Below are 24,784 nucleotides of genomic sequence, written 5' to 3'. Positions count from 1 at the left end.
ACCGGTATTCTCAGGACGCGTCCGTCACCTGAATCCTTACCGAGCAGGCGTCCGCTGCCGCCTTCTTCAGCACCGCGGCCTTGGGGTCCGGAACGTCAAGGTAGGCCAACCGCGGCAGGGCGGCGTAGTCCTTCAGGGCCGGGTGCTCAAGGACAAAACCCGCCAATGCCCTGTCGCCGCCGGGAACCAGGTATTCAAAGGACCGGCCGCTGAACACCCGAAGCGCCTGATCCGCAACTGTCTCCACCAGTGCGTCCGCCTGGTTGGACCGGCGCCGGGCAAACCGCTGCTGGGACTGTCCGCCCGCGGCCGACCGCGACTGCACGTAGGTGGAGCCGACTTTCGACGCCAGTACCAGTCCTTCGCTGACCACCGCTACGCCATAACCTCCGCGCCGGACCAGCAGGAGGCCGAGCCTGCGCGGCTGTGACGCGAGGGAGGCGAGCCTTTCCAGCGCGTCAGCGCCGCGGCCCGGCCGGCCGTCGCCGGGCCAGGGGGCCTGCAGGAGTGCTGCGGCGCCGTCGGCCGCCCGAAGGTGCAGGCCGTCGTCGTCATCCTTTAGCTGGTAGCCGCCATGCGATGCGGCGAACCTCATCGCCCAGCCGGGCAGGCGGCTGCCCGGGACGTAAGCCGTGCGGATGGACGACGTGCGATGTCCTCCGGCGGCGTTAGGTGCGGGCAATGGGCGTCCTTCGCTGGGTGGCGGCTTCGACAGGTAAGCCTTCTGACTGGAAGTAGCCTATCTATGTGGATGATCTCTTCGGGCAAGGCCCAGGCAACGACGACGACGGTCCCGGTGCCGGTGGCAGTGCAGCAGCCAGCAGCGCGGCAGGGGGTAAGGCGTCGCCCCGTGGTCCGCTGGCAGTCCGGATGCGGCCCCGGACGCTTGACGAGGTGGTGGGCCAACAGCATTTGCTGGGCCAGGGCTCACCGCTGCGCCAGCTGGCCGCCGGGGCGGGAGCAGACACCTCCGGTCCTGCCGGTCCCACTTCCCTTATCCTCTGGGGGCCGCCGGGGACCGGGAAAACCACCCTGGCGCACGTGATCGCCCGCGGAACCGGACGGAAGTTCGTGGAACTGTCCGCAATCACCGCCGGCGTCAAGGACGTGCGGCGCGTCATGGACGACGCCCTCACTGCCCGTGACCTCTACAAAACCACCACCGTCCTTTTCCTGGACGAGATCCACCGCTTCAACAAAGCCCAGCAGGACGCGCTGTTGCCCGGCGTGGAAAACCGTTGGGTGGTCCTGGTGGCCGCAACTACCGAGAATCCGTCGTTTTCCGTGGTGTCGCCCCTCCTGTCCCGCTCCCTGCTGCTGACCCTCAGGCCGCTGACGGACGCGGATGTCGAAGGGCTGCTGGTGCGGGCTGTCGAAGATCCGCGGGGGCTCGGCGGGAAAGTCCGGCTCAGCGATGAAGCGCTGGAACACCTCGTGCGGCTGTCCGGCGGCGATGCCCGGCGGGCCCTGACGGCGCTGGAGGCGGCAGCGGGAGTCGCTTTCGGTGACGCCGACGATGCCGGTGACGGGCTGGTCGCCGTCGAGCTCAAACATACGGAACGCGCGTTGGACGTCGCAGCGGTGCGGTATGACCGTGCAGGTGACCAGCACTATGACGTCATCAGCGCCTTTATCAAGTCCATCCGCGGATCCGATGTGGACGCCGCCCTTCATTACCTGGCGCGGATGCTCGAAGCGGGGGAGGACCCGCGCTTCGTCGCCCGCCGGATAGTGATCTCCGCAGCTGAGGATGTGGGGATGGCTGATCCCACTGCCCTGCAGACTGCGGTGGCCGCAGCCCAGGCCGTGCAGCTGATCGGAATGCCCGAAGGGCGGATCATCCTGGCCGAGGCCGTGGTGCACCTGGCCACGGCGCCGAAGTCCAACGCCGCCTACATGGGCATCAACAAGGCCATCGCCGATGTCCGCGCAGGGCTGGGGAACGGTATCCCCGCGCACCTGCGGGACGCGCACTACCCGGGTTCAAAGCAGCTGGGCCACGGCCTCGGCTACAAGTACGCGCACGATGCCCCGCACGGCGTCGCAACTCAGCAGTACCCGCCGGACGACCTAATGGGGAAGGACTACTACCAGCCCACCGCCAACGGCGCGGAGCGGGACATTGCCGTGCGGCTGGAGCGGCTGCGCAGGATCGTCCGGGGCAAGTAGCTCCCATGCTAAGATGGATGTTTGTCTGGCAAGGCGCGGACGCACAATCTCCCCAATTTTACGTTGAGAAGGTTATGCCTGCGCCCAGTAGCAAAAGGCAGCGGTTGGCCGATGCTCTCCATCGTGGAGGCCAGTAACACTGACACACCGCAGATATTGGAAGGACACAAGTGGCTAACAACACTCGTGCTCGCCGTCAGGCCCGCCTCTCGCGGTCCCTCGGCATCGCTCTGACCCCCAAGGCCGCCAAGTACATGGAGCGCCGCCCGTACGGCCCCGGTGAGCATGGCCGTGCCCGCAAGAAGCAGGACTCCGACTACGCCGTACGTCTGCGCGAAAAGCAGCGCCTGCGCGCCCAGTACGGCATCCGCGAAGCACAGATGACCCGTGCCTTCGAAGAAGCCCGCCGCACCAAGGGCCTGACCGGTGAAAACCTCATCGAACTGCTCGAAATGCGCCTTGACGCCCTGGTCCTGCGTGCCGGCTTCGCCCGCACCATCGCCCAGGCCCGCCAGCTTGTTGTGCACCGCCACATCATGGTTGACGGCATCCGCGTTGACCGCCCGTCGTTCCGCGTCGGCGAGGGCCAGCTGGTCCACGTCCACACCCGCAGCGAAACCATGGTTCCGCTCCAGGTTGCAGCAGCCGGCGCCCACCGCGACGTCCTGCCCACCGTTCCGGCATACCTGGACGTCAAGCTGGAAGCCCTCCAGGCACGCCTGGTTCGCCGCCCCAAGCGCTCCGAGGTCCCCGTGACCTGCGAAGAGCAGCTGGTCGTCGAATTCTACGCACGCTAAATTCCAGCAGCGTATCCAAAGAAGCCCGTGGCAAGCGCCGCGGGCTTCTTTGTATGTAAGGTACTTGGGGGACATCTGCGGAATGCGCTTCACGCGCATCCGATGGGTGGAACGAACCACAGAATTTCGAGGAGATGAACGTCTATGTCTGGTGGCGATATTGCCGGCCTGATCGCTGCCGGAGTGTTTGCGCTCCTGGTGCTGCTGCTTGCGGTGCCCATCCTGAAGCTGGGCAAAGTCCTTGATGAGGTCCGCACGTCCATCAGGTCCCTGAGTGACGGCGCCACGCCGCTCATGGACGAGGTCACGGCCACCGTGTCCACCACCAACCAGCAGCTGAAAAAGGTGGACGGGATCTCCTCCAACGTTTCCGACGCGTCAGCGAACCTGTCCGCACTGTCCTCGCTGGTCGCCGCCACCGTTGGTTCCCCGCTCATCAAAGTGGCAGCCTTCAGTTACGGTGTCCGCACCGCGCTGGCCAACCGCAAGAAACCCGCTGCCGGCCGCCGTAGCCGCTGAACTCCGGAGAACCTAAATGAAACGACTTGTCTGGATGGGAATCGGCGTGGCGATCGGCGTCATCGCTTTCCGCAAAGTAACTGAAGCGCAGGCCAGCATGCAGTCCACGCTTGGTTCGCAGGGCCTCAACCGGGCTGTAGGCCGGCTCGCCGACGGGGTCTACGACTTTGCCGACGCCATCCGTGACGGAATGCGCGAACGGGAAACAGACCTCCGCGCCGCCCTCGGGGTGGAGTCCGGGGAACTGGTCCGCCGCTGACCCGGCAACCGGCCAGGCCGCAGCGCGGCCCGGCCGTCCGAACCAAACCGGCAGCATCCGTGCCTACGGAACTGCCACGCGAACGAACTTCCGCGCATGTGCGTGGACCAAGAAGGGTAAGTAAACAGCTCATGAAGTCGCAGGAGATCACTAAGCGCTGGGTGGACTTTTTTGTCAACAAGGGCCACACCGCGGTTCCGTCCGCATCGCTGGTTTCCAGCGACCCCTCGCTGCTGTTCACGGTTGCCGGCATGGTTCCGTTCATTCCCTACCTCACCGCACGCGAAGAACCGCCCTACTCCCGCGCCACCAGCGTGCAGAAGTGCATCCGCACCGGTGACATCGAGGAAGTAGGCAAGACCGCACGGCACGGCACCTTCTTCCAGATGTGCGGAAACTTTTCCTTTGGCGACTACTTCAAGGAAGACGCCATCAAGTTCGCCTGGGAACTGCTGACCACGGGCGTGGACGACGGCGGATACGGCCTTGCTCCCGAACTGCTGTGGGTAACGGTCTACGAAGAGGACGACGAAGCCAAGGAACTCTGGCTGAAGAACACCGGCGTTCCGGCCGAGCGCATCCAGAAAATGGGCAAGTCGGACAACTACTGGCACACCGGCCAGCCCGGACCCGCCGGCCCCTGCTCCGAAATCTACTACGACCGCGGCCCCGCTTACGGCATCGAGGGCGGGCCGCTGGCTGACGAAACCCGGTACATCGAAATCTGGAACCTCGTGTTTATGCAGTACCAGATTGAGAACGTCCGGACCAAGGAAGACTTCGATGTTGTGGGTGAACTGCCCAAGCGCAACATCGACACCGGCCTTGGCATGGAGCGCCTGGCCATGATCCTGCAGGGCGTCGAGAACATGTACGAGACCGACCAGGTCCGTCCGGTGATCGACAAGGCTGCCGAGCTCTCGGGCAAGGAATACACGTCAGCTGAAACGCCGGACGACCCGCACCACACCGACGACGTGCGCATGCGCGTGGTGGGCGACCATATCCGCTCGGCACTGATGCTCATCTCCGACGGCGTGACCCCCTCCAACGAGGGCCGGGGCTACGTCCTGCGCCGGCTCATCCGCCGTGCCGTGCGGTCCATGCGGCTGCTGGGCGTGGAACAGGCCTGCCTGCCGGACCTGTTGCCCGCCTCACGTGATGCCATGAAGGGCGTCTACCCGGTGGTGGACACCGACTTTGCCCGCATCAGCCGCATCGCCTACGCCGAAGAAAAGGCGTTCCTGCGCACCATCGCCTCCGGCACCGCCCGGCTTGAAGACGCCGTCAAGGAATCAAAAGCCGCCAACAAGCCGCTCTCCGGCGCTGAGGCTTTCGCCCTGCACGACACCTACGGGTTCCCCATCGACCTCACGCTCGAGATGGCCGAGGAGGCCGGGCTCCAGGTGGATGAGGCAGCCTTCCGCAGCCTCATGCTGGAGCAGCGCAAGCGTGCCCAGGCCGATGCGAAGGGCAAGAAGGGCGGTCATGCCGATCTCAGTGCCTTCCAGGAAATCCTTGCGCAAGGTGAAAGCGTCTTCACCGGTTACACGGAGCTCGACGGCGAATCCCGCGTCCGCGGAATCCTCACCGGAGGACAGCCGGTACAGCAGGCGTCCACGGGCGACGAGATCGAACTGGTGCTCTCCGAGACCCCGTTCTACGCAGAGGCAGGCGGCCAGGCCGCCGATACCGGCCTGATCACGGGCGACGGGTTCGTCGTCGAGGTCCTCGATGTCCAGCGTCCGCTGAAGGGCCTGAGCGTCCACAAGGCGATCGTCCGCGAAGGCGAAATCGGGTCCGACTCGCTGGTGCGTGCCGCCGTCGACCGCGAACGCCGCCACGCCGCCGAGCAGGCCCACACCGGCACGCACATTGTGCACGCCGCGCTGCACCAGATCCTCGGGCCGGAAGCCACCCAGCGAGGGTCCTACAACAAGGCCGGCTACCTGCGCTTCGACTTCGCCTGGGGCGAGGGCCTGAGCACCGCCACCCGCTCGGAAATCGAAGAGGTTTCCAACCTCGCCATCCGGAACAACTACTCGGTAGAGACGAAGGTGATGGGACTGGCCGAGGCCAAGGCCCTGGGCGCCATGGCCCTCTTCGGCGAGAACTACGGCAGCGAAGTCCGCGTTGTGGAGATCGACGGCGCGTGGTCCCGAGAGCTCTGTGGCGGAACGCATGTGGCCAATACCTCCCTGATCGGCAGCCTCTCGCTCCTGGGCGAGCAGTCGGTCGGTTCAGGAAACCGGCGCGTTGAGGCCTTCGTTGGCATGGATGCATTCCGCCACCTCGCCGCCGAGCGTGCCCTGGTGACCGAGCTGACCGACCTGCTCAAGGTTCCGTCCGGCCAACTGGCTGACAGGATCGCCGCCACCCTTGCCAAGCTCAAGGCCACGGAGAAGGAACTCGACAGGCTCCGCAAGGAACAACTCGCCGCTTCCGCAGCCCAGCTTGTCAACAGCGCAAAAGACGCCTCCGGGGTCAGCGTTATTGCCCACGACGCCGGCCAGGTCAGCGGCGCGGACGACCTCCGCGGGCTGGCGCTGGACCTGCGGAACCGCCTGGGTTCGGCTGCCGCTACGGTTGCAGTTGCCGGCGTCGCGAACGACCGTCCCATGATCCTGGTGGCCACGAACGAAGCCGCGCGGGAATCCGGTGTCAAGGCAGGTGCCCTGGTACGGCTCGCGGCCGGGATCCTCGGCGGCGGCGGTGGCGGCAAGGACGATGTTGCGCAGGGCGGCGGAACGGACGCCGGCAAGGTCGCCCCTGCCCTGGCAGCCGTCGTGGACGCGATTTCCGGGCGATAACCTTCCTATGACCAATCCTTCTGCAGCCGGCGCCAGCCCCCAGGGCATCAAACTGGGGGTCGACGTCGGCACCGTCCGGGTAGGCGTGGCCATCTGCGACCGCGACTCGATCCTCGCTACGCCGTACAAGACGCTGGACCGGAATGCCAGGAAAAACTCGGATGTCCGGGTCATTGCCAACCTGGTCGAGGAACTTGGTGCGGTACAGGTGATCGTGGGCTTGCCCCGGACCATGAAGGGTGAAGAGCACACGTCCGCGAGGATGGCCACCGAGTACGCAGAGCTGCTGGCGGCAGAACTCTCGGCACGGGCTTTGGCCGTGCCGGTGAACCTGGTGGACGAGCGCCTCAGCAGCGTTACTGCCCACCGCAATCTGCATGAAGCTGGCATGAGCAGCCGGAATCACCGTAAAGTAGTTGATCAGGTCGCGGCGGCAGGTATCCTTCAGCACGCCCTCGACATGCAAAAAGCCAGGGGAGCGGATGTCGGCCGACGCGTGACGGCGCCCTCCCCTTCCGTGGGCCAGGGGGTCAGCGAAGTGGATGAGTCTGTCCGCGTCACCCCGGACACGGACCAATCTTCAAATGATGGAAGGCAACAGTGAGTCCTGCCAATATTGACGACGCTTCCGGCCCCTTGGACGCCGGGGCAGCGAGGCCGCTGACCCGCAAGGAAATCCGGGCGCGCCAAAAGACCTCTGACACCGGACTCCAGGGCGCCGTGCCCGAGCAGGCCTACGAGACGGGACACGACGTTCCGCCGCCGCCCTCCGAGCCGCCGGCCGCCGCCGCGTCACTACTTCCTGCGGCCCCGGAAGAGCATGCTGTCCCGGCCGCTCCGCAGGCGCCGCCGTCCATCCAGCAGGTTTATGAGAACGAGCCGCAGCCCGCAGGGCTGCGCCCGGAAAACGACATGCCTCACGGCGGCGTGCAGAGCGTTGACGCGCACCACGAGAATGGGTACCGTCCCGAGGTTCAGCATGACGACATTCATCACGACGACGCTCACGTATCCTTCCCCGAGCCTGCCCTCGCCGGGCACCGGCACACACCGAATGGGTACTACGACGACGATGCCCGCTATGCCGAGGGGTACCACTACCAGGAAGGCGTGCACCACGACGACGCCGTCCACCACGAGGGACACTATGACCAGGGGCATTACGACGGTGCGCATGACGATCCGCACCACGACGCCGGGCACCACGGGTTCCTGCCCGGCGCGGCAGCGCCCGTAGTGGCCAAGCCTTCCAAAAAGGTCCGTCGGCGCCGCAGGTTGCTGGCGCTGTTCCTCACCCTTGCTGTTTTCGTCACGGCTGTCACCGTCGGGGCCCAGTTCCTGAAGCCGCTGCTTGGCAACGACAAGCCCAGCGACTTCCCGGGTCCGGGTTCGGGCGAAGTTATGGTGACTGTCGAGAACGGGGAAGGAACCCGTTCCGTCGCCAGCAAGCTGGAGGGAGAGCGTGTCGTCGCGAATTCCGACACCTTCCTCCAGGCGTTCAATGCATCCGGCGGAGTACTGGCGCCGGGGGACTACACCTTCAAGGCAGAGATGAAGAATGCCGACGCCGTCAACGTCCTGCTCGGCAAGGACCAGGCCAAGGTGATCTATTTCGCCCTCAGCGCCGGCTTGCGTATCAATGAGTCCCTGCAGGCGATCTCCGAAGGCTCCGGCGTGTCCATCCAGGAGCTGCAGGCCCTTAGCAACCAGCCTGCCCAGTTCGGCCTCCCCAAAAAGGCTAAGAACCTTGAAGGGTACCTGGCCCCGGGTGAGCACCGTTATCCACTCGGCACGTCCGCGAAGGACATCCTTCAATCGCTGGTTAATACCACCGTGGATGAACTTAAGTCCCAGGGGATTACGGATCCGGCCAAGCAGTATGAGGCCGTCATTGTGGCCAGCATCGTGCAGGCCGAGGGCGGCCAGGCGGAGTATGGCGACGTGGCCGGGGCCATCTACAACCGGCTCAAGCCCAATGACCAGACCAGCGGCTTCCTGCAGGTGGACTCAGCTGTCACCTACGGCCTGGGTACCAAGAGCTACAACTTCACGGACGAACAGCGCCAGGACAAGTCCAACCCGTACAACACCTACGCGAATCCGGGCCTTCCCCCCGGGCCGATCGGTTCTCCGGGAAAGAATGCCATCGATGCTGCCGCCAAGCCCAAGTCCAACGACTATCTGTACTGGGTAACCATCAACCTTGACACCAAGGAAACGAAGTTCTCCCGCACCTTGGCTGAACACAACAGCTATGTTGACCAGTACAACGCCTGGTGCATGGCGAACGTTGGCCGCTGCACATGAGCCTGCGGGCAGCCGTCCTGGGCCACCCCATCAGCCACTCGAAGTCGCCGGCGCTGCATCACGCCGCGTACAGCCAGCTGGGCATCGGCATCAGCTACACGGCAATTGACGTCACGGAACAACTGCTGCCGTCGCTGATGCGGCAGCTCCGGGGCCAGCCGGGCTGGCGCGGCCTCTCGGTCACCATGCCCTTGAAGACCGCCATGGTCAGCGAGGTGCACGAAGTCCGCGGCGTCGCCCGGACCCTGGGCGTGGTGAACACCGTGGCCTTTGAGGAGCATACGGGCGGTACCCGGGCCATCGGTTTCAACACGGACGTCACAGGAATTGTTAACGCTGTCCGCCATGCTGGCGGCGGCACGCCCACGGCGCCCATCATCCTTGGCGGGGGCGGGACGGCGGCCGCTGCCGCTGCAGCCCTCACGGAACTTGGAGCCGGCTCCGCGCGGCTCTTCGTCCGTGATCCCGCCCGCACAGCCGAAGTGCGCACCGCAGCAGAAAGCCTTGGCCTCTCCTTGGAGATTTGCCCCCTCACGGAGGCTGCGAAGCCAACGGCCGCTGCCGACGTCGTTATCTCCACCCTGCCGCCGCGCGCTGCAGACGGGCTGGCGGCAGAAATCGCGGCACTGAAGGCTTCCACATCCGGCGTTTTGCTGGACGTGGCCTACGATCCCTGGCCCAGCCTGGTTGCATCTGTGTGGGAGGCCGGCGGCGGCACCGTGGTGCCCGGCCTCGAAATGCTGCTGTACCAGGCCGTGGAACAGGTGCGCCTGTTCAGCCGCCTCGATAAGGAAGTTAACGCGTCTGTCATAGATGTGATGTGTGACGCAGTCGGCCTTCCCCGACGGGCGTTGTAACCGCCATACATGGCAGGATGGAAAATATGTTGCGTTGGTTGACTGCCGGTGAATCCCATGGTCCGGCTCTGATGGGAATTATTGAAGGCGTCCCCGCCGGTGTGGAAATCACCAGCGGGCACATCGCCGATTCATTGGCCCGCCGCCGCCTGGGCTACGGCCGCGGCGCCCGCATGAAGTTTGAACAGGACGTTGTGACTATCCTCGGCGGAGTCCGGCACGGGCGCACCCAGGGCGGTCCCGTGGCCATCCAGGTAGGCAACACGGAGTGGCCCAAGTGGGAGCAGATCATGTCTGCCGATCCCGTGGATGCCGAGCTGCTCGCCGACCAGGCCCGCAATGCACCGCTGACCCGGCCCCGGCCCGGGCACGCCGACTTCACCGGGATGCAGAAGTACGGCTTCGACGAGGCCCGCCCCGTCCTGGAACGGGCCAGCGCCCGCGAGACAGCCACCCGCGTGGCAATGGGCACAGTCGCCGCGCAGTTCCTGAGGCACCTGGGCATCGAACTCGTCAGCCACACCGTCTCCATCGCAAGCGTCACCGTCCCCGAAGGGCGCCCGCTGCCTGTTCCCAGCGACGTGCTGGCCCTCGACGCTGATCCGCTGCGCTGCTTCGACCGGGAAACTTCGGACGCGATGGTGGCCGAGGTGGATGCCGCCCACAAGGAAGGCGAAACCCTGGGCGGCGTGGTTGAAGTCCTCGCCTACGGGCTCCCGCCGGGACTGGGCAGCTACGTGCACTGGGACCGCCGGCTCGATTCCCGGCTCGCCGCAGCACTGATGGGAATCCAGGCCATCAAGGGAGTGGAGGTCGGCGACGGCTTCCTGACCGCCGCACGCCGCGGTTCTGCCGCCCATGACGAAATCGTGCGGGACGCTGACGGGCGCATCGTCCGCACCAGCAACCGGGCCGGAGGCATCGAAGGCGGCATGAGCATCGGCGACGTGCTGCGCGTCCGGGCGGCCATGAAGCCCATCGCCACGGTACCCCGCGCGCTTAAGACCATCGATATCAGCACCGGAGAGGCTGCGAAGGCACACCACCAGCGGTCCGATGTCTGTGCCGTCCCGGCCGCCGGCGTGGTGGCGGAAGCCATGGTGGCGCTGGTCCTGGCCGAGGCGGTCACCGAAAAGTTCGGCGGCGATTCCGTAGCGGAGACCGCACGCAACATCAAGGGTTACCTGGACAGCATTCCGGCGTCCCTGGACTCGATCGGCCAGTAGGTGCCCCACAGCAGCAAAGCCGCGTCCATGGGCCGTCCGGTGGTTCTCATCGGGCCCATGGCTGTCGGCAAATCCGCTATCGGGCAGCAGCTTGCCCATCAGCTCGGTGCGCCGTTCGTGGACACCGACGCCGTTATCGTGGCAGCCCATGGATCCATCTCCGACATCTTCGCCGGACGCGGCGAGCACGCCTTCCGTGAGATAGAGGCGCGGACAGTGGCGGACGTCGTCGAGGCAGCGGAAGGCACGGCCACAGTCATCTCCCTGGGCGGCGGTGCGGTCCTCGATTCCGGAACCCAGCAGCTGATTAGCCGGTGCACCGTGGTGTACCTGGAATGTGACGCCAGCACAGTTGCGGGCCGCATCGCCAGGAACTCTGGGCGGCCGCTGCTGGCTGGAGACGCAATGGGCCGTTGGACGGCCATGTTCGCCACCCGCAAGCCGGTCTATGAACGGCTGGCAGACATAACCCTGGACGTGCGCCACGGCTCGGTTTCCGAGTTGGGACGCCGGCTGGAAGCAGCACTGCGGGACTACGCAGCTGCCAAACAGGAAGTTGAAAAGTGAGCGCGGAATCAACAGTCATCAAGGTCACCGGCGAATCCGCCGGAAACAACTACGACGTCGTGGTGGGACGGGGGCTTCTGGCTGACCTTTCCGGCCTGCTCGGTGAGCGCGTCCGGCGGGTCCTGGTCATCCACCCGCGTGCCCTCCGGCTCACGGGCGACACCGTCCGCGATGAGTTGGCGGCAGCCGGCTTCACCTCCCTGACGGCAGAGATCCCGGACGCCGAAGAAGGCAAGCACATCCAGGTGGCAGCCTTCTGCTGGCAGGTCCTGGGGCAGAACGACTTCACCCGCTCCGACGCGATCGTCGCCGTCGGGGGAGGCGCCGTCACGGACCTCGCCGGTTTCGTCGCCGCCACCTGGCTTCGCGGCATCAAGGTCATCCACATGCCCACCAGCCTGCTCGGCATGGTGGACGCTTCAGTGGGCGGAAAAACCGGCATCAACACCGCCGAAGGAAAGAACCTGGTGGGTGCTTTCCACCCGCCCGCGGCCGTGCTGGCCGACCTGGACACGCTGAACACGCTGCCAAAAAACGAGATCATCTCGGGAATGGCAGAAGTCATCAAGTGCGGCTTCATCGCCGATCCCGCCATCCTCGACCTCATCGAGAAGGACCCGGAAGGAGTGGTGGATCCGCAGTCGGCCGTCCTCCGGGAGCTCATTGAACGGGCTATCGCCGTCAAGGCAAAGGTTGTCTCCGAAGACCTCAAGGAGTCCGGGCTCCGGGAAATCCTGAACTACGGGCACACGCTGGGCCACGCCATCGAACTGGTGGAGCGCTACTCCTGGCGCCACGGCGCCGCCGTCTCCGTGGGCATGATGTTTGCCGCCGAACTTGCCCGCAGCGTCGGCAGGCTTAGCGACGTCGACGCGGACCGGCACCGGACCATCCTCGACGGGCTGGGACTCCCCGTCACCTACCGCCGGGACAGATGGCAGGGCCTGCTTGACGGGATGCGCCGGGACAAGAAATCCCGCGGCGACCTGCTGCGCTTCGTTGTCCTGGACGGCGTGGCCAAGCCGGGGATCCTTGACGTCCCCGACACGTCACTGCTGTTCGCCGCCTACCAGGAAATTGCATCCTGATGCACGGCGACATGGAGGGTACAGCAGACTGGCCAGAGGCCGGCTTCCCGGGTATCCGCGTCAATCCGGAGACCCTGCTGCCGGAGATCGTGAACGAGGACGCCTGCCGGGAGGCGCTGGCGGTGTCCACGGACCCCGCCGACCACATCTTTGTCCTGCTGGTGGAAGGGCACCCGGCTGAGGCGGCGGAACTGCTGGCCGAAGCGCGCTTCAAGGATCCCGAGTCCTTCAGGCTGCGGGCGTTTGAGGCCGAGGTGCTCCGCGTTTCGAACCGGCCGGACCGGGCCGTGGAGCTGTTCCGGCAGCTGCTCGCCGAAGTGCAGGGGACACCGCGCGAGGCGCTGGTCCTGCAGTTCCTGGGCAAGACCCAATACACAGCCGGCCAGACGTCCGCGGCGGTGGAGTCCTTCGCCCGCGCACTGGACCTGCGGGTGGCCGAGTCCGCGGACGCCGCCCTGATCTACTCGTCGACAGTAGCGCTGCAGCGTGCCCGGGACGTCCTGGACCTGGCCTGCTGACGACGTCCGCCGGGCGCTCCGAAAGGCGCCCCCGGTTTGTATTGGTAGAATAGTTCTTGAATTTTTTTCAAGGACCCGATTCTTGACAAATACGCGCTGGCGAGCCGATTCGCAGGCCAGCCCGGCATACAACGTCTGACAACGCGACCAGACAAAGAAACCAGAGGAAACCAGTGGCAACCACTAACGACATCAAGAACGGAACGGTCCTGAAGCTCGAGGGCCAGCTCTGGAACATCATCGAATTCCAGCACGTCAAGCCGGGCAAGGGCGGCGCCTTCGTGCGTACGAAGATGCGCAACGTGATGTCCGGAAAGGTCGTGGACAAGACGTTCAACGCCGGGCTCAAGATCGAGACCGCCACGGTTGACCGCCGCGACTACCAGTACCTGTACCAGGACGGCGCGGACTTCGTATTCATGGACACCTCCGACTACGACCAGATCACGGTTTCCGGCGCCACCGTTGGAGACGCCACCAACTTCATGCTTGAGAACCAGATGGTCAACATCGCCATCCACGAGGGCAACCCGCTGTACATCGAACTGCCGCCGAGCGTAGTCCTCGAAATCACTTACACGGAGCCTGGCCTGCAGGGCGACCGCTCCTCCGCCGGCACCAAGCCTGCCACCCTGGAAACCGGCTACGAAATCCAGGTGCCGCTGTTCATCGAGAACAACACCAAGGTCAAGGTGGACACCCGCGACGGCAGCTACCTCGGCCGGGTCACCGAGTAGTGAGCGCACGCGGTAAAGCCCGTAACAGGGCCCTTGATGTTCTTTTCGAAGCCGAGCAGCGCTCGGTTTCGGCCTTTGACGTGCTCCGGGCCCGCCGGGAGAAGACCGACCAGATCGTTAATCCGTACACCCTGGAAATTGTTGAGGGCGTGCTGTCCCAGCAGGCCGCCATCGATGAATTCCTCGAGACGTACTCGCAGGGCTGGACCCTTGAGCGGATGCCGTCCGTTGACCGCATCATCCTGCGGATCGGCACCTGGGAGCTCCTCTACAACGACGACGTCCCCGACGGCGTGGCGGTGAGTGAAGCGGTGGCGCTGGCCAAGACGCTTTCCACCGACGAGTCGCCGCAGTTCATCAACGGCCTCCTGGGCCGGCTGCAGCAGCTGAAGCCTTCGCTGCTCGCCTAGTCGGCATCACCGCAAAGGGCTGGCCTCCACCGACGTGGGGCCAGCCCTTTCGCGTTTAAGCAGCCGTTCAGCGGGCGACGGCGGCCCGCAGGGCGAGGACCCGCTGCAGCTGCTGGCGCTCCTCAGCCTGGTGCAGCTGGACATCGCGGCCGCTGAGGATGCGCTGGCGGGTGTTGGCCAGCTGCGTTGCCGCCTTCAGGAATTCCTTCATCTGCCGCTTCCTGCCGTAGCTGCCCGCCCAGTTCAGGGCCGTCCGGCGGCCGCCCAACGTGGCCAGGAGCTCCACCTCGGCGGGGGTGAACCAGCCGGCGGCGGAGTATTCGAGCAGGCGCTGGCGCGTCAGCCGCTTCTCTGCAACGCGCAGGAGGATGATGCCGGCCACGGCAAGGAAGAAGATGGGGACCTGGACCAGGATGTAATCCACCAGGAAGCCCTGGCCCATGCTGTTCCAGCGGTTATGCAGGAACATGGCCGGCAGCAGCCCTACGAAGAAAGCTGCTACCGAAGCGCCCGCGTGCCAGCGCCGGGCGGCGAAGCCCATAATCAGCCCGGTGGTGCCGGTGAAGATCGCGTGGGCGAAGGGGGACATCACGCCGCGAAGGAAGAACACTTGGGCGAAATCGCTGGCCGGGTCGGCTGATTCCGCAATGGCCCTGCCGAAATACAGGATGTTCTCGGTGAAGGCGAAGCCGCCGGCAATAGTGAATGCGAAGACCACCCCGTCCACCGGCCCGTCGAAGTGCTTCCTCGCCAGAAGGAGCAGAAGCAGCAGCCCCAGGGATTTGGCGAACTCTTCCACAATCGGCGCCTGCACAGTGGCCATGTAGGTCTGCAGGTCGGCTCCGTCCGACAACTGGAACCCCAGCACAAAGAACGGCTGGACGAGCAGGGTGACGGCGATCGATACCGCAGCGCCCCACGTGAAGGCGAAGTACAGGAGCCGCTTTGGCTCGGGTTCCCACTTGTCGATGACGTACACGGCCAGGAGGACCACCGACAGGGGAATGAGCGAGGCCAGGAATCCCACAAGGAACCCGGCCGGGCCCGTGTTTGAGAGCAGGAACGGCACCACCAGGAACAGGCTGAGGAAGGCCAGGGCACTGCCTCCAATGGTCAGTCCCACCAGCCCCCCGCTGCGGGCCCGCCCGGCCCGAACCACCGTTCCCTGGACCTGCGGCGGCACCACTGTTTCCACAAGGCGGCCCTGATGCCCCGGCGCCGACCGGTAGTTCTCCGGCTGCACGTGACCCATCCAGCTTGGGTTGGCATCGCGGGGGAGCGGGGTGCCCGCTCCACGATACGGATCGTCGGGTGGCCCGGACGCGGGGTAGCGGGGATGCATTGACATAACCGAAAGCCTAGGTTGCTCCCGCCACGCGGCCAAGGATCCCGCTCACGGGCGACGGCCGTGTGACCGTCGACGCGTCCTCCCGGCACGGGTCCGGCCGGCCCCGTGTGGTAATTTTGGAACGCACATGATCCTTTTTTAATTCCGTCCTGTGAGGCGGGGAAAGGGGAGACGAGCGTTGACTTCTGTCACCAGCGCACCGGTTCCAGCCAGGGTAGTCCTCAGCCAGGCTGACATAGACCGGGCCCTCACTCGTATCGCCCATGAGATCCTCGAGGCCAACAAAGGTTCCCAGGACCTCGTCCTGCTCGGCATTCCCCGGCGCGGGTACCCGCTGGCCGCCAGGCTTGCCGAGAAAATTGCCGCCGCTGATCCAGGCGTGGACGCCGCCGCGATCGTCGGCCAGCTGGACGTCACCATGTTCCGCGACGACCTCTCGCACCAGGGCACGCGCCCGCCGTACCCCACCAAGCTCCCGCGGACGGGCATCGACAACAAGGTGGTGGTCCTCATCGACGACGTCCTGTACTCGGGCCGCACCATCCGTGCCGCCCTGGACGCCCTCGTCGACCTGGGCCGGCCCCGCATCGTCCGGCTCGCCGTGCTGATCGACCGCGGCCACCGCGAACTGCCCATCCGCGCAGACCACGTCGGCAAGAACCTGCCCACGTCATCCGCTGAAAAGGTCAGGGTCCGGCTCGAAGAAACCGACACCGCCCCGGGCGGCACGCCGGTCAACGAAGTAGTCATCGAGGGCCGCTCGTGAAGCACCTGCTCTCCACTGAAGACCTCAGCCTCACCAACGCCATCCGCATCCTCGACACCGCCGAGGAGATGGCTGCCGTGGGTGACCGCGAGGTCAAGAAGCTGCCGGCCCTCCGCGGCCGCACCGTGGTCAACCTCTTTTTCGAGGACTCCACGCGCACCCGCATCTCCTTCGAAGCGGCCGCCAAGCGGCTCTCCGCGGACGTCATCAACTTTGCCGCCAAGGGCTCCTCGGTCTCCAAGGGGGAGTCCCTCAAGGACACTGCCCAGACGCTGTCCGCGATGGGTGCGGACGCCGTCGTGATCCGGCATTGGGCCTCCGGAGCACCGCACCGGCTGGCCGCGACGGACTGGATCGACGCCGCGGTCATCAACGCCGGCGACGGCACGCATGAGCACCCCACCCAGGCGCTGCTGGATGCGTTCACCATGCGCCGCCACTGGGCGCGACTGTCCGGAACCGGCTCAGAGGGCGCCGATCTCAAAGGCATGCGCGTGGCCATCGCCGGAGACGTCCTGCACTCCCGCGTGGCCCGCTCCAACGTTTGGCTCCTGCGCACCCTCGGTGCCGACGTCACGCTCGTGGCGCCGCCCACCCTGCTGCCCATCGGCGTCGAAAAGTGGCCCTGCAAGGTCAGCTACAACATGGACGAAACCATCGAGCAGGGCGTTGACGCCGTGATGATGCTCCGCGTCCAGGGCGAACGCATGAACGCCTCCTTCTTCCCCAGCACCCGGGAATACTCCCGCCGTTGGGGCTTCGACGACAACCGGCTGCGGGCGCTGGATGCATTGGGCATGAAGGACACGATCATCATGCACCCCGGCCCCATGAACCGTGGCCTGGAAATCTCCGCGGCCGCCGCCGATTCCCCCCGCTCCACCGTCCTGGCCCAGGTGCGCAACGGCGTGTCCGTGCGGATGGCCGCCCTTTACCTGCTGCTCTCCGGGGACACCCGCGAGCCGGCCGCCACACCGGCCCTGGCATATGCCGGCAGCACCCATTCCACCAAGGAGAGCAACTGATGGCAGGCAACACCGGAACCTATCTGATCCGCGGCGCCTCAATCCTGGGCGGCGAGCCGGCCGACCTGCTGATCCGCGACGGCGTGATCACTGAAACCGGAACGGGCCTTACCGCTGACGGGGCCACTGTTATCGACGCCACCGGCCTGGTGGCGCTGCCCGGCATGGTGGATGTCCACACGCACCTCCGCGAGCCGGGCCGCGAGGACGCCGAAACCGTCGAGACCGGAACCCGCGCTGCTGCCCTGGGCGGCTACACCGCCGTTCATGCCATGGCCAACAGCACTCCCGTTGCCGATACGGCGGGCGTGGTGGAGCAGGTGTTCAGCCTGGGCCAGAGGGCCGGCTGGGTGGACGTGCGCCCCGTGGGCGCCGTTACCGTGGGGCTGGCCGGCGAGCAGCTCGCCGAGCTTGGCGCCATGGCCGACTCCCGCGCAAGGGTCCGTATGTTCTCCGACGACGGCATCTGCGTCCATGACCCCGTACTCATGCGCAGGGCGCTGGAATACGTCAAGGCGTTCGACGGCGTGGTGGCGCAGCACGCGCAGGAACCGCGGCTGACCGCCGGCGCCCAGATGAACGAGGGCGAGGTGTCCGCGGTGCTGGGACTCGCCGGGTGGCCCGCTGTTGCCGAGGAAAGCATCATTGCCCGCGATGTGCTGCTGGCCCAGCACGTCGGTTCCCGGCTGCATGTCTGCCACGTTTCGACGGCCGGCTCGGTGGAAATCATCCGCTGGGCCAAGGAGCGCGGCATCAACGTCACGGCGGAGGTCACCCCGCACCACCTGCTGCTGACCGATGACCTGGTCCGCAGCTACGACCCCGTCTACAAGGTCAACCCGCCGCTGCGTACAAACGCCGACGTGCAGGCCCTGCGCGCGGGCCTCGCGGATGGCACCATCGACGTTGTGGGAACTGACCATGCGCCGCACCCCAGCGAGCACAAGGAATGCGAGTGGGCGCAGGCCGCCATGGGCATGACCGGGCTGGAAACCGCCCTGTCCGTGGTGCAGCACACCATGATCGAAACCGGATTGATCACGTGGGCCGATTTTGCCCGGGTGACCTCTGCCGCCGCGGCCCACATCGGCCGCCTCGAGGACCAGGGCCGGCCGCTGGAAGCGGGGGAGCCCGCCAACATCATTCTCGTGGACCCGGCCGCGCGCTGGACGGTTGAGCCTGCGAAGATGGCAACCATGGGCCGGAACTCCCCGTTCAAGGGCATGGAACTGCCCGGCAAGGTTGTTGCCACGTTCTTCAAGGGTCACCCCACCGTCCTTGACGGCGAACTCAACACCCCGTACCCGCACGCGGCGTCCGTGGGCGCTGCCTGATGGACACCCAGCTGCTCTCGCTGGTCATCACGCTGGCCCTCATCGCCGCAGCCTTCGGCCTCATCTGGGTCGGCTGGCGGAACCGCCTGAAGCGCCAGGCCGACGTCGAACAGTTGCCTTTGGTGCCCGAGGCGCCGGGGGAGCCCCTTACCAGCGCCGAGGGCCAGTACGTCGCGTCCACCACCGGCGGTGACTGGCTGGACCGGATCGCGGTGCACGGGCTCGGCATCCGGACCAATGCCACCATGAAGGTCTACCCGGACGGCGTCCTCTTTGACCGTGCCGGAGCACCGGCGCTGTACATTCCCGCAACGTCCCTCTCCGGGGTACGGCTGGACAGCGGCATGGCCGGCAAGTTTGTGGAAAAGGACGGCCTCCTGGTCCTTTCCTGGGTCCACGGCAGCCACGATCTGGACACCGGCTTCCGGACCCGCCGCGCGGAGGACAGGAACGTTGTTTTCGCAGCACTTCAGGAATTGATTTCTTCGGCCCCCGCGGCTGATGCCAATAGTGGAAAGTAAGACAGTGACAACAAACACCGCAGTATCCGCCCCAGTTTCCGCTCCTGTATCAGCTCCCGCTGCGCTCGTCCTTGAAGACGGCCGCATCTTCCGCGGAAGCAGCTACGGCGCCACCGGAACCGCCCTGGGCGAGGCAGTCTTCGCCACCGGGATGACCGGCTACCAGGAAACCATCACCGACCCCTCCTACGCCCGGCAGCTGGTGGTGCAGACCGCACCGCACATCGGCAACACCGGCGTGAACAATGACGACGCCGAATCCCGCCGCATCTGGGTGGCCGGCTACATCGTCCGCGACGCCGCCCGCCGCCCGTCCAACTGGCGCTCCGAGCGCTCCCTGGACGAAGAACTCGTGGCCCAGGGCATCGTGGGCATCCAGGGCGTGGACACCCGGGCCATCACCCGCCACCTGCGCGAGCACAAGACCATGCGGGCCGGCATCTTCTCCGGCGAAGCCGCCCAGGCCACGGACAAGGAACTGGTGGACGCTGTGCTGGCCAGCGCCCCGATGGAGGGCGCCCGGCTGGCTGAGGAAGTCAGCGTTGATCAGGCCTACGTGGTGGAACCAAAGGACCACGGCTGGGACGGGGATGCCCGCTTCAGCATCGCCGCCGTCGACCTCGGCATCAAGGCCATGACGCCCGTCCGGTTCGCGGAGCGCGGCGTCCGCGTCCACGTGCTCCCGGCCACCGCCACCCTGGAAGACGTCAAGGCCGTCAACCCGGACGGCTTCTTTATGTCCAACGGCCCCGGCGACCCCGCCACGGCCGATGCCCAGGTCAACCTGCTCCGCTCCGTCCTGGACGAGAAGCTGCCCTACTTCGGCATCTGCTTCGGCAACCAGATCCTGGGCCGCGCTCTGGGCTTTGGCACCTATAAGCTGCGCTACGGCCACCGCGGCATCAACCAGCCCGTGATGGACCGCCGGACGGGCAAGGTGGAAATCACCTCCCAGAACCACGGCTTCGCCGTGGACGCACCGCTCGACGGCGCCACCCAGGCTCCCGAGGAACGGTACGGCCGCGTCGAGGTCAGCCACGTCAGCCTGAACGACGACGTCGTTGAAGGCCTCGCCTGCCTGGACATCCCCGCCTTCTCCGTGCAGTACCACCCCGAAGCAGCGGCCGGCCCGCACGACGCCGCCTACCTGTTCGACCGCTTTATCGATCTGATGGAGGGGACGCGGGACGGCAGGACCGCCAACCTCTCCAAGGATCCGGTGGATTCTGCTCATCCCGCCGGCGCGGACCACAAAAACGACAACAAGACTGAGGACAAGAAGTAATGCCGAAACGTACAGATCTCAAAAGCGTCCTCGTCATTGGTTCCGGCCCGATCGTCATCGGCCAGGCCGCCGAATTCGACTACTCCGGCACGCAGGCACTGCGGGTCCTCAAAGAGGAAGGCCTGCGGGTCATCCTGGTCAACTCGAACCCGGCCACCATCATGACCGACCCGGAGTTCGCCGACGCCACCTACATCGAACCCATCACCCCCGAGGTGGTGGAGAAGATCATTGCCAAGGAGCGTCCCGACGCCGTCCTGCCCACCCTGGGTGGCCAGACAGCGCTGAACACTGCCATCGCCCTGGACAAGAACGGTGTGCTCGAGAAGTACAACGTGGAGCTCATCGGCGCCAACATTGCGGCGATTGAACTCGGCGAGGACCGTGAAAAGTTCAAGGGCGTGGTGGAGCGCTGCGGCGCCGAGTCCGCGCGCAGCCACATCATCCACACCATGGACGAGGCCCTCAAGGCGGCTGTTGACCTGGGCTACCCGATGGTGGTCCGCCCCTCCTTCACCATGGGCGGCCTGGGCTCCGGCCTTGCCTACAACGAGGACGACCTCCGCCGCATTGTGGGCCAGGGCCTGCAGTACAGCCCCACCAGCGAGGTTCTGCTCGAAGAGAGCATCCTCGGCTGGAAGGAATACGAGCTCGAGATGATGCGGGACAAGAACGACAACGTCGTGGTGGTCTGCTCCATCGAAAACTTCGACCCCGTAGGTGTCCACACCGGTGACTCCATCACGGTGGCGCCTGCCCTCACCCTCACCGACCGTGAATACCAGCGGCTGCGCGACATCTCCATCGCCGTCATCCGCGAAGTTGGTGTCGATACCGGCGGCTGCAACATCCAGTTCGCCATCGATCCCGCCACCGGCCGCGTGGTGGTCATCGAAATGAACCCCCGCGTGTCCCGCTCCTCGGCGCTGGCATCCAAGGCCACCGGCTTCGCCATCGCCAAGATCGCCACCAAGCTCTCCCTGGGCTACACGCTGGATGAGATCCCCAACGACATCACCCAGAAGACCCCCGCGTCCTTCGAGCCCACCCTCGACTACGTGGTGGTCAAGGTGCCGCGCTTCGCGTTCGAGAAGTTCCCGGCGGCGGACAACACCTTGACCACCACCATGAAGTCGGTGGGCGAGGCCATGGCCATGGGCCGCAACTTCACCGAGGCCCTGCAGAAGGCGTTGCGGTCACTGGAGCAGAAGGGCTCCCAGCTGGACTTCAGCTCCGTTCCCGAATGGCAAGTGGCTGAGCTCATCGAAAAGGCAAAGCGCCCGACGACGGACCGGCTGCACCAGGTCCAGCGCGCCCTCCTGGGCGGCGCCAGCGTGGAGGACCTCTTCGAAGCCACCAAGATCGATCCCTGGTTCCTGGACCAGCTCCAGCTGCTCAACGAGATCTCCCGCGAAATCCGCCAGGCCGGCGCGCTCACGGCAGACATGCTTCAGCGCGCCAAGCGCCACGGCTTCTCCGACGAGCAGATCGGCGCACTGACGCACAACTCTGAAGCAGTGGTCCGCGGCGTCCGCCAGGCGCTGGGCATCCGCCCCGTCTACAAGACCGTGGATACCTGCGCTGCGGAATTCGCCGCGTACACCCCCTACCACTACTCGGCCTACGACGAGGAGGACGAGGTTGCGCTGCACTCCAAGCCGTCCATCCTGATCCTCGGGTCCGGCCCCAACCGCATCGGCCAGGGCATCGAGTTCGACTACTCCTGCGTGCACGCCTCCATGGCTCTGCGCAAGGCCGGCTATGAGACGGTGATGGTTAACTGCAACCCGGAGACTGTTTCCACGGACTACGACATCTCCACCCGCCTGTACTTCGAGCCGCTGACGCTCGAGGACGTGCTGGAGGTCATCGCGGCCGAGGAACGCACCGGCGGCGTGATGGGCGTCTTCGTCCAGCTTGGCGGCCAGACCCCCCTCAAGCTGGCCCAGCAGCTGGCGGACGCGGGCGTGCCCATCCTCGGGACGTCCCCGGAAGCCATTGACCTGGCCGAGCACCGCGGCGCGTTCTCCCGGGTCCTGGACAAGGCCGGCCTGATCTCCCCGAAGAACGGCACGGCAGTGTCCTTCGAGGACGCCAAGAAGATCGCGGACGAGATCGGCTACCCCGTGCTGGTCCGGCCGTCCTACGTCCTCGGCGGCCGCGGCATGGAAATCGTCTACGACGAGCCCAACCTGTCCCGGTACATCGCCAACGCCACCGAAATCACCCCGGACCACCCGGTGCTGATCGACCGCTTCCTGGAGGACGCCGTCGAAATTGACGTCGACGCCCTCTTTGACGGCACCGACATGTACCTGGGCGGCATCATGGAGCACATCGAGGAAGCCGGCATCCATTCCGGTGACTCCGCGTGCGTCCTGCCGCCCATCACCCTGGGCGCCAACGTCCTGGAGCGGGTCCGGACAGCAACCCGTGCCATCGCCGAAGGCGTGGGCGTGCGCGGCCTCATCAACATCCAGTTCGCGCTGGCCTCCGACGTGCTGTACGTCCTCGAAGCCAATCCCCGCGCGTCCCGGACCGTACCGTTCGTATCCAAGGCCACCGGCGTTCAGATGGCCAAAGCCGCGGCCCTGATCGGCACCGGCGTCACCATCGGCCAGCTCCGCAGCGCCTACAAGATGCTGCCCGAGGTGGGGGACGGCTCCACCCTGCCCCTGGACGCCCCCGTATCCGTCAAGGAAGCAGTCCTGCCCTTCAGCCGCTTCCGCACCCTTGAGGGCAAGGTGGTTGACTCCCTCCTTGGACCGGAGATGCGCTCCACCGGCGAGGTCATGGGCATCGACAAGCACTTCGATACCGCTTTTGCCAAGAGCCAGGCAGCGGCCAACAACGCGCTGCCCACCGAAGGCAAGATCTTCGTCTCGGTGGCCAACCGCGACAAGCGTTCGGTCATCATGGGCGTCAAGCGGCTCTCCGACCTCGGCTTCGAGATCGTCTCCACCGGCGGCACCGCCGATGTCCTGCGCCGCAACGGTATCCAGGCCACGCCGGTCCGGAAGGTGGCAGAAGGCAGCAGCGCCGAAGGCGAAGGCACCATCGCCGACCTCGTGATCGCCGGCGAGATCGACATGGTCTTCAACACCCCCTCCGGCGGCGAAGCCCGCAGCGACGGCTACGAACTCCGCGCCGCTGCTACGTCCATCGGCATCCCCTGCATCACGACGGTGGCCGAATTCAACGCAGCCGTCCAGGCCATCGAGGCGATGCGCACCTACCAATGGTCGGTCACCAGCCTGCAGGAGCACGCGGCTGCCCTGGCCGATTCCCAGAAGGCGGCCCTGCAGCATGCCTGAGCAGGAATCAGGCGCCGGCCGGGAGTCCTTTGGCTCCCGGCTTGGCGCCGCGATGGCCGCGCGCGGCCCGCTGTGCGTGGGCATTGATCCCCACCCGTCCCTGCTGGCCGCCTGGGGGCTGAACGACGACGTCGAGGGCCTGCGCGCGTTTTCCCTCACGGTCCTGGACGCCGTGGCCTCCGTCGCAGCCGCGGTCAAGCCGCAGGTGGCGCTTTACGAGCGCCACGGCTCCGCCGGGATGGCTGTCCTGGAGGAACTCCTTGCCCTGGCCCGGGACGAGGCTGTGCTCACCATCGCCGACGCAAAGCGCGGGGACATCGGTTCCACAATGGCGGCCTACGCGGATGCTTGGCTCCGCGACGGTTCGCCGTTGGCCGCCGACTCGGTGACGCTTAGCCCCTACCTTGGCTTCGAGTCACTGCGTCCGGCCCTCGATTTGGCTGCGGACACGGGACGTGGTGTTTTTGTCCTCGCCTTGACGTCCAATCCCGAGGGTGCCTCGGTCCAGCACGTCGGGGGAGCGGACTCCGTGGCACGCCGGATCGCCCTGGCGGCCGGCAGCGAAAACCGCCGCTACTCGGGGGAGCTCGGCTCGGTTGGCCTCGTGGTGGGTGCAACCGTTGGCTCGGCCCTCTCCGACCTCGACGTGGACCTCGCCGCCATGCGCGGCCCCATCCTGGCGCCGGGCCTGGGAGCGCAGGGTGCCACGCCGGCCCACTTGCGTGCCACGTTCGGCAGCGCCTATCCGCAGGTACTGGGAACTTCCAGCAGGGACATCCTTTCTGCCGGCCCGCAGCCGCTGGCACTGCGGGAGGCCGCCCAGCGGACGCTTGACGGGTTGCGGGGCGAATAGCTGCCGTTTCCTCCGATGCATTGATTCGGGCAGCACCAAAGGGTAGTTTCAGGACATGTCCAAAGGCGGCCGCC

23 protein-coding genes are annotated in these 24,784 nt (G+C 66.1%); 21 read left to right on the top strand and 2 right to left on the bottom strand.

Going from position 1 to position 24,784, the window contains the following annotated elements; genetic code table 11:
- Positions 1 to 10 precede the first annotated feature (10 nt).
- Positions 11 to 682 (bottom strand): acVLRF1 family peptidyl-tRNA hydrolase, encoded by a 672-nt coding sequence (locus tag M1E07_RS11475; protein WP_461190309.1) that lies wholly within the window; start codon positions 680 to 682, stop codon positions 11 to 13.
- A 65-nt stretch (positions 683 to 747) separates the two neighbouring features.
- Between M1E07_RS11475 and M1E07_RS11470 the strand changes: the two genes are divergently transcribed.
- The 14 genes from M1E07_RS11470 to nusB all read left to right on the top strand — a co-directional run bounded on the left by M1E07_RS11470 (position 748) and on the right by nusB (position 14,264).
- Positions 748 to 2,169, top strand: a complete 1,422-nt coding sequence (locus M1E07_RS11470) for a replication-associated recombination protein A (protein ID WP_461190308.1) — start codon at positions 748 to 750, stop codon at positions 2,167 to 2,169.
- A gap of 170 nt (positions 2,170 to 2,339) precedes the next feature.
- Complete coding sequence (gene rpsD / locus M1E07_RS11465; protein ID WP_461190307.1) at positions 2,340 to 2,966, top strand: 30S ribosomal protein S4; 627 nt, start codon at positions 2,340 to 2,342, stop codon at positions 2,964 to 2,966.
- Between the two features lie 144 nt (positions 2,967 to 3,110).
- Positions 3,111 to 3,485, top strand: a complete 375-nt coding sequence (locus M1E07_RS11460) for a DUF948 domain-containing protein (protein ID WP_050054932.1) — start codon at positions 3,111 to 3,113, stop codon at positions 3,483 to 3,485.
- A gap of 16 nt (positions 3,486 to 3,501) precedes the next feature.
- Complete coding sequence (locus tag M1E07_RS11455) at positions 3,502 to 3,744, top strand: hypothetical protein (RefSeq protein ID WP_461190306.1); 243 nt, start codon at positions 3,502 to 3,504, stop codon at positions 3,742 to 3,744.
- Positions 3,745 to 3,875: 131 nt separating this feature from the next.
- Positions 3,876 to 6,554, top strand: coding sequence for an alanine--tRNA ligase (gene alaS, locus M1E07_RS11450; protein WP_461190305.1), 2,679 nt, complete (start codon positions 3,876 to 3,878; stop codon positions 6,552 to 6,554).
- Positions 6,555 to 6,561: 7 nt separating this feature from the next.
- Positions 6,562 to 7,158, top strand: coding sequence for a Holliday junction resolvase RuvX (gene ruvX / locus M1E07_RS11445; RefSeq protein WP_461190304.1), 597 nt, complete (start codon positions 6,562 to 6,564; stop codon positions 7,156 to 7,158).
- Complete coding sequence (gene mltG, locus M1E07_RS11440; protein WP_461190303.1) at positions 7,155 to 8,861, top strand: endolytic transglycosylase MltG; 1,707 nt, start codon at positions 7,155 to 7,157, stop codon at positions 8,859 to 8,861. Before ruvX ends, mltG begins: the two co-directional genes overlap by 4 nt.
- Entirely contained in the window at positions 8,858 to 9,718 is an 861-nt protein-coding gene (locus tag M1E07_RS11435; RefSeq protein ID WP_461190302.1) for a shikimate dehydrogenase family protein, read from the top strand. Before mltG ends, M1E07_RS11435 begins: the two co-directional genes overlap by 4 nt.
- Positions 9,719 to 9,744: 26 nt before the next feature.
- Positions 9,745 to 10,944: a chorismate synthase gene (aroC, locus tag M1E07_RS11430; protein WP_461190301.1), complete on the top strand. Its 1,200-nt coding sequence runs from the start codon at positions 9,745 to 9,747 to the stop codon at positions 10,942 to 10,944.
- A gap of 27 nt (positions 10,945 to 10,971) precedes the next feature.
- The gene (locus M1E07_RS11425; protein WP_461190382.1) at positions 10,972 to 11,511 is read left to right on the top strand and encodes a shikimate kinase; all 540 of its coding nucleotides are present in this window, start codon (positions 10,972 to 10,974) and stop codon (positions 11,509 to 11,511) included.
- Positions 11,508 to 12,599, top strand: coding sequence for a 3-dehydroquinate synthase (aroB, locus tag M1E07_RS11420; protein WP_461190300.1), 1,092 nt, complete (start codon positions 11,508 to 11,510; stop codon positions 12,597 to 12,599). The genes M1E07_RS11425 and aroB overlap by 4 nt, the downstream gene beginning before the upstream one ends.
- Positions 12,599 to 13,117, top strand: a complete 519-nt coding sequence (locus M1E07_RS11415) for a tetratricopeptide repeat protein (RefSeq protein WP_461190299.1) — start codon at positions 12,599 to 12,601, stop codon at positions 13,115 to 13,117. The genes aroB and M1E07_RS11415 overlap by 1 nt, the downstream gene beginning before the upstream one ends.
- Positions 13,118 to 13,290: 173 nt before the next feature.
- Positions 13,291 to 13,854, top strand: coding sequence for an elongation factor P (gene efp, locus M1E07_RS11410; RefSeq protein WP_066276200.1), 564 nt, complete (start codon positions 13,291 to 13,293; stop codon positions 13,852 to 13,854).
- The gene (gene nusB, locus M1E07_RS11405; RefSeq protein ID WP_387546847.1) at positions 13,854 to 14,264 is read left to right on the top strand and encodes a transcription antitermination factor NusB; all 411 of its coding nucleotides are present in this window, start codon (positions 13,854 to 13,856) and stop codon (positions 14,262 to 14,264) included. Before efp ends, nusB begins: the two co-directional genes overlap by 1 nt.
- 67 nt (positions 14,265 to 14,331) lie before the next feature.
- On the opposite strand, the gene M1E07_RS11400 is transcribed toward nusB, so the two are convergent.
- The gene (locus tag M1E07_RS11400; RefSeq protein ID WP_461190298.1) at positions 14,332 to 15,612 is read right to left on the bottom strand and encodes a PrsW family intramembrane metalloprotease; all 1,281 of its coding nucleotides are present in this window, start codon (positions 15,610 to 15,612) and stop codon (positions 14,332 to 14,334) included.
- Between the two features lie 178 nt (positions 15,613 to 15,790).
- Here M1E07_RS11400 and pyrR point away from each other — a divergent pair, with 178 nt between their 5' ends.
- From pyrR to pyrF, 7 genes are read left to right on the top strand one after another with little or no spacing between them, the layout of a single operon-like run.
- Positions 15,791 to 16,378 carry a bifunctional pyr operon transcriptional regulator/uracil phosphoribosyltransferase PyrR gene (pyrR, locus tag M1E07_RS11395; RefSeq protein WP_159825916.1) on the top strand — a complete coding sequence of 196 codons (588 nt, stop codon included), beginning with the start codon at positions 15,791 to 15,793 and terminating at the stop codon, positions 16,376 to 16,378.
- Positions 16,375 to 17,403: an aspartate carbamoyltransferase catalytic subunit gene (locus M1E07_RS11390; protein ID WP_461190297.1), complete on the top strand. Its 1,029-nt coding sequence runs from the start codon at positions 16,375 to 16,377 to the stop codon at positions 17,401 to 17,403. The genes pyrR and M1E07_RS11390 overlap by 4 nt, the downstream gene beginning before the upstream one ends.
- Positions 17,403 to 18,737, top strand: a complete 1,335-nt coding sequence (locus tag M1E07_RS11385; protein WP_461190296.1) for a dihydroorotase — start codon at positions 17,403 to 17,405, stop codon at positions 18,735 to 18,737. Before M1E07_RS11390 ends, M1E07_RS11385 begins: the two co-directional genes overlap by 1 nt.
- Entirely contained in the window at positions 18,737 to 19,258 is a 522-nt protein-coding gene (locus tag M1E07_RS11380; protein ID WP_461190295.1) for a PH-like domain-containing protein, read from the top strand. Before M1E07_RS11385 ends, M1E07_RS11380 begins: the two co-directional genes overlap by 1 nt.
- Entirely contained in the window at positions 19,239 to 20,543 is a 1,305-nt protein-coding gene (carA, locus tag M1E07_RS11375) for a glutamine-hydrolyzing carbamoyl-phosphate synthase small subunit (protein WP_461190294.1), read from the top strand. Before M1E07_RS11380 ends, carA begins: the two co-directional genes overlap by 20 nt.
- On the top strand, positions 20,543 to 23,857 hold the full coding sequence (carB, locus tag M1E07_RS11370; RefSeq protein ID WP_461190293.1) for a carbamoyl-phosphate synthase large subunit: 3,315 nt from the start codon (positions 20,543 to 20,545) through the stop codon (positions 23,855 to 23,857). Before carA ends, carB begins: the two co-directional genes overlap by 1 nt.
- On the top strand, positions 23,850 to 24,710 hold the full coding sequence (gene pyrF / locus M1E07_RS11365) for an orotidine-5'-phosphate decarboxylase (protein ID WP_461190292.1): 861 nt from the start codon (positions 23,850 to 23,852) through the stop codon (positions 24,708 to 24,710). The genes carB and pyrF overlap by 8 nt, the downstream gene beginning before the upstream one ends.
- The last annotated feature ends 74 nt before the right edge of the window (positions 24,711 to 24,784 follow it).

This window comes from Arthrobacter sp. Z4-13 (genome assembly GCF_054792705.1).
Note: the sequence above shows the minus strand (reverse complement) of the source record. Positions and strands in the feature narration are given on the sequence as shown.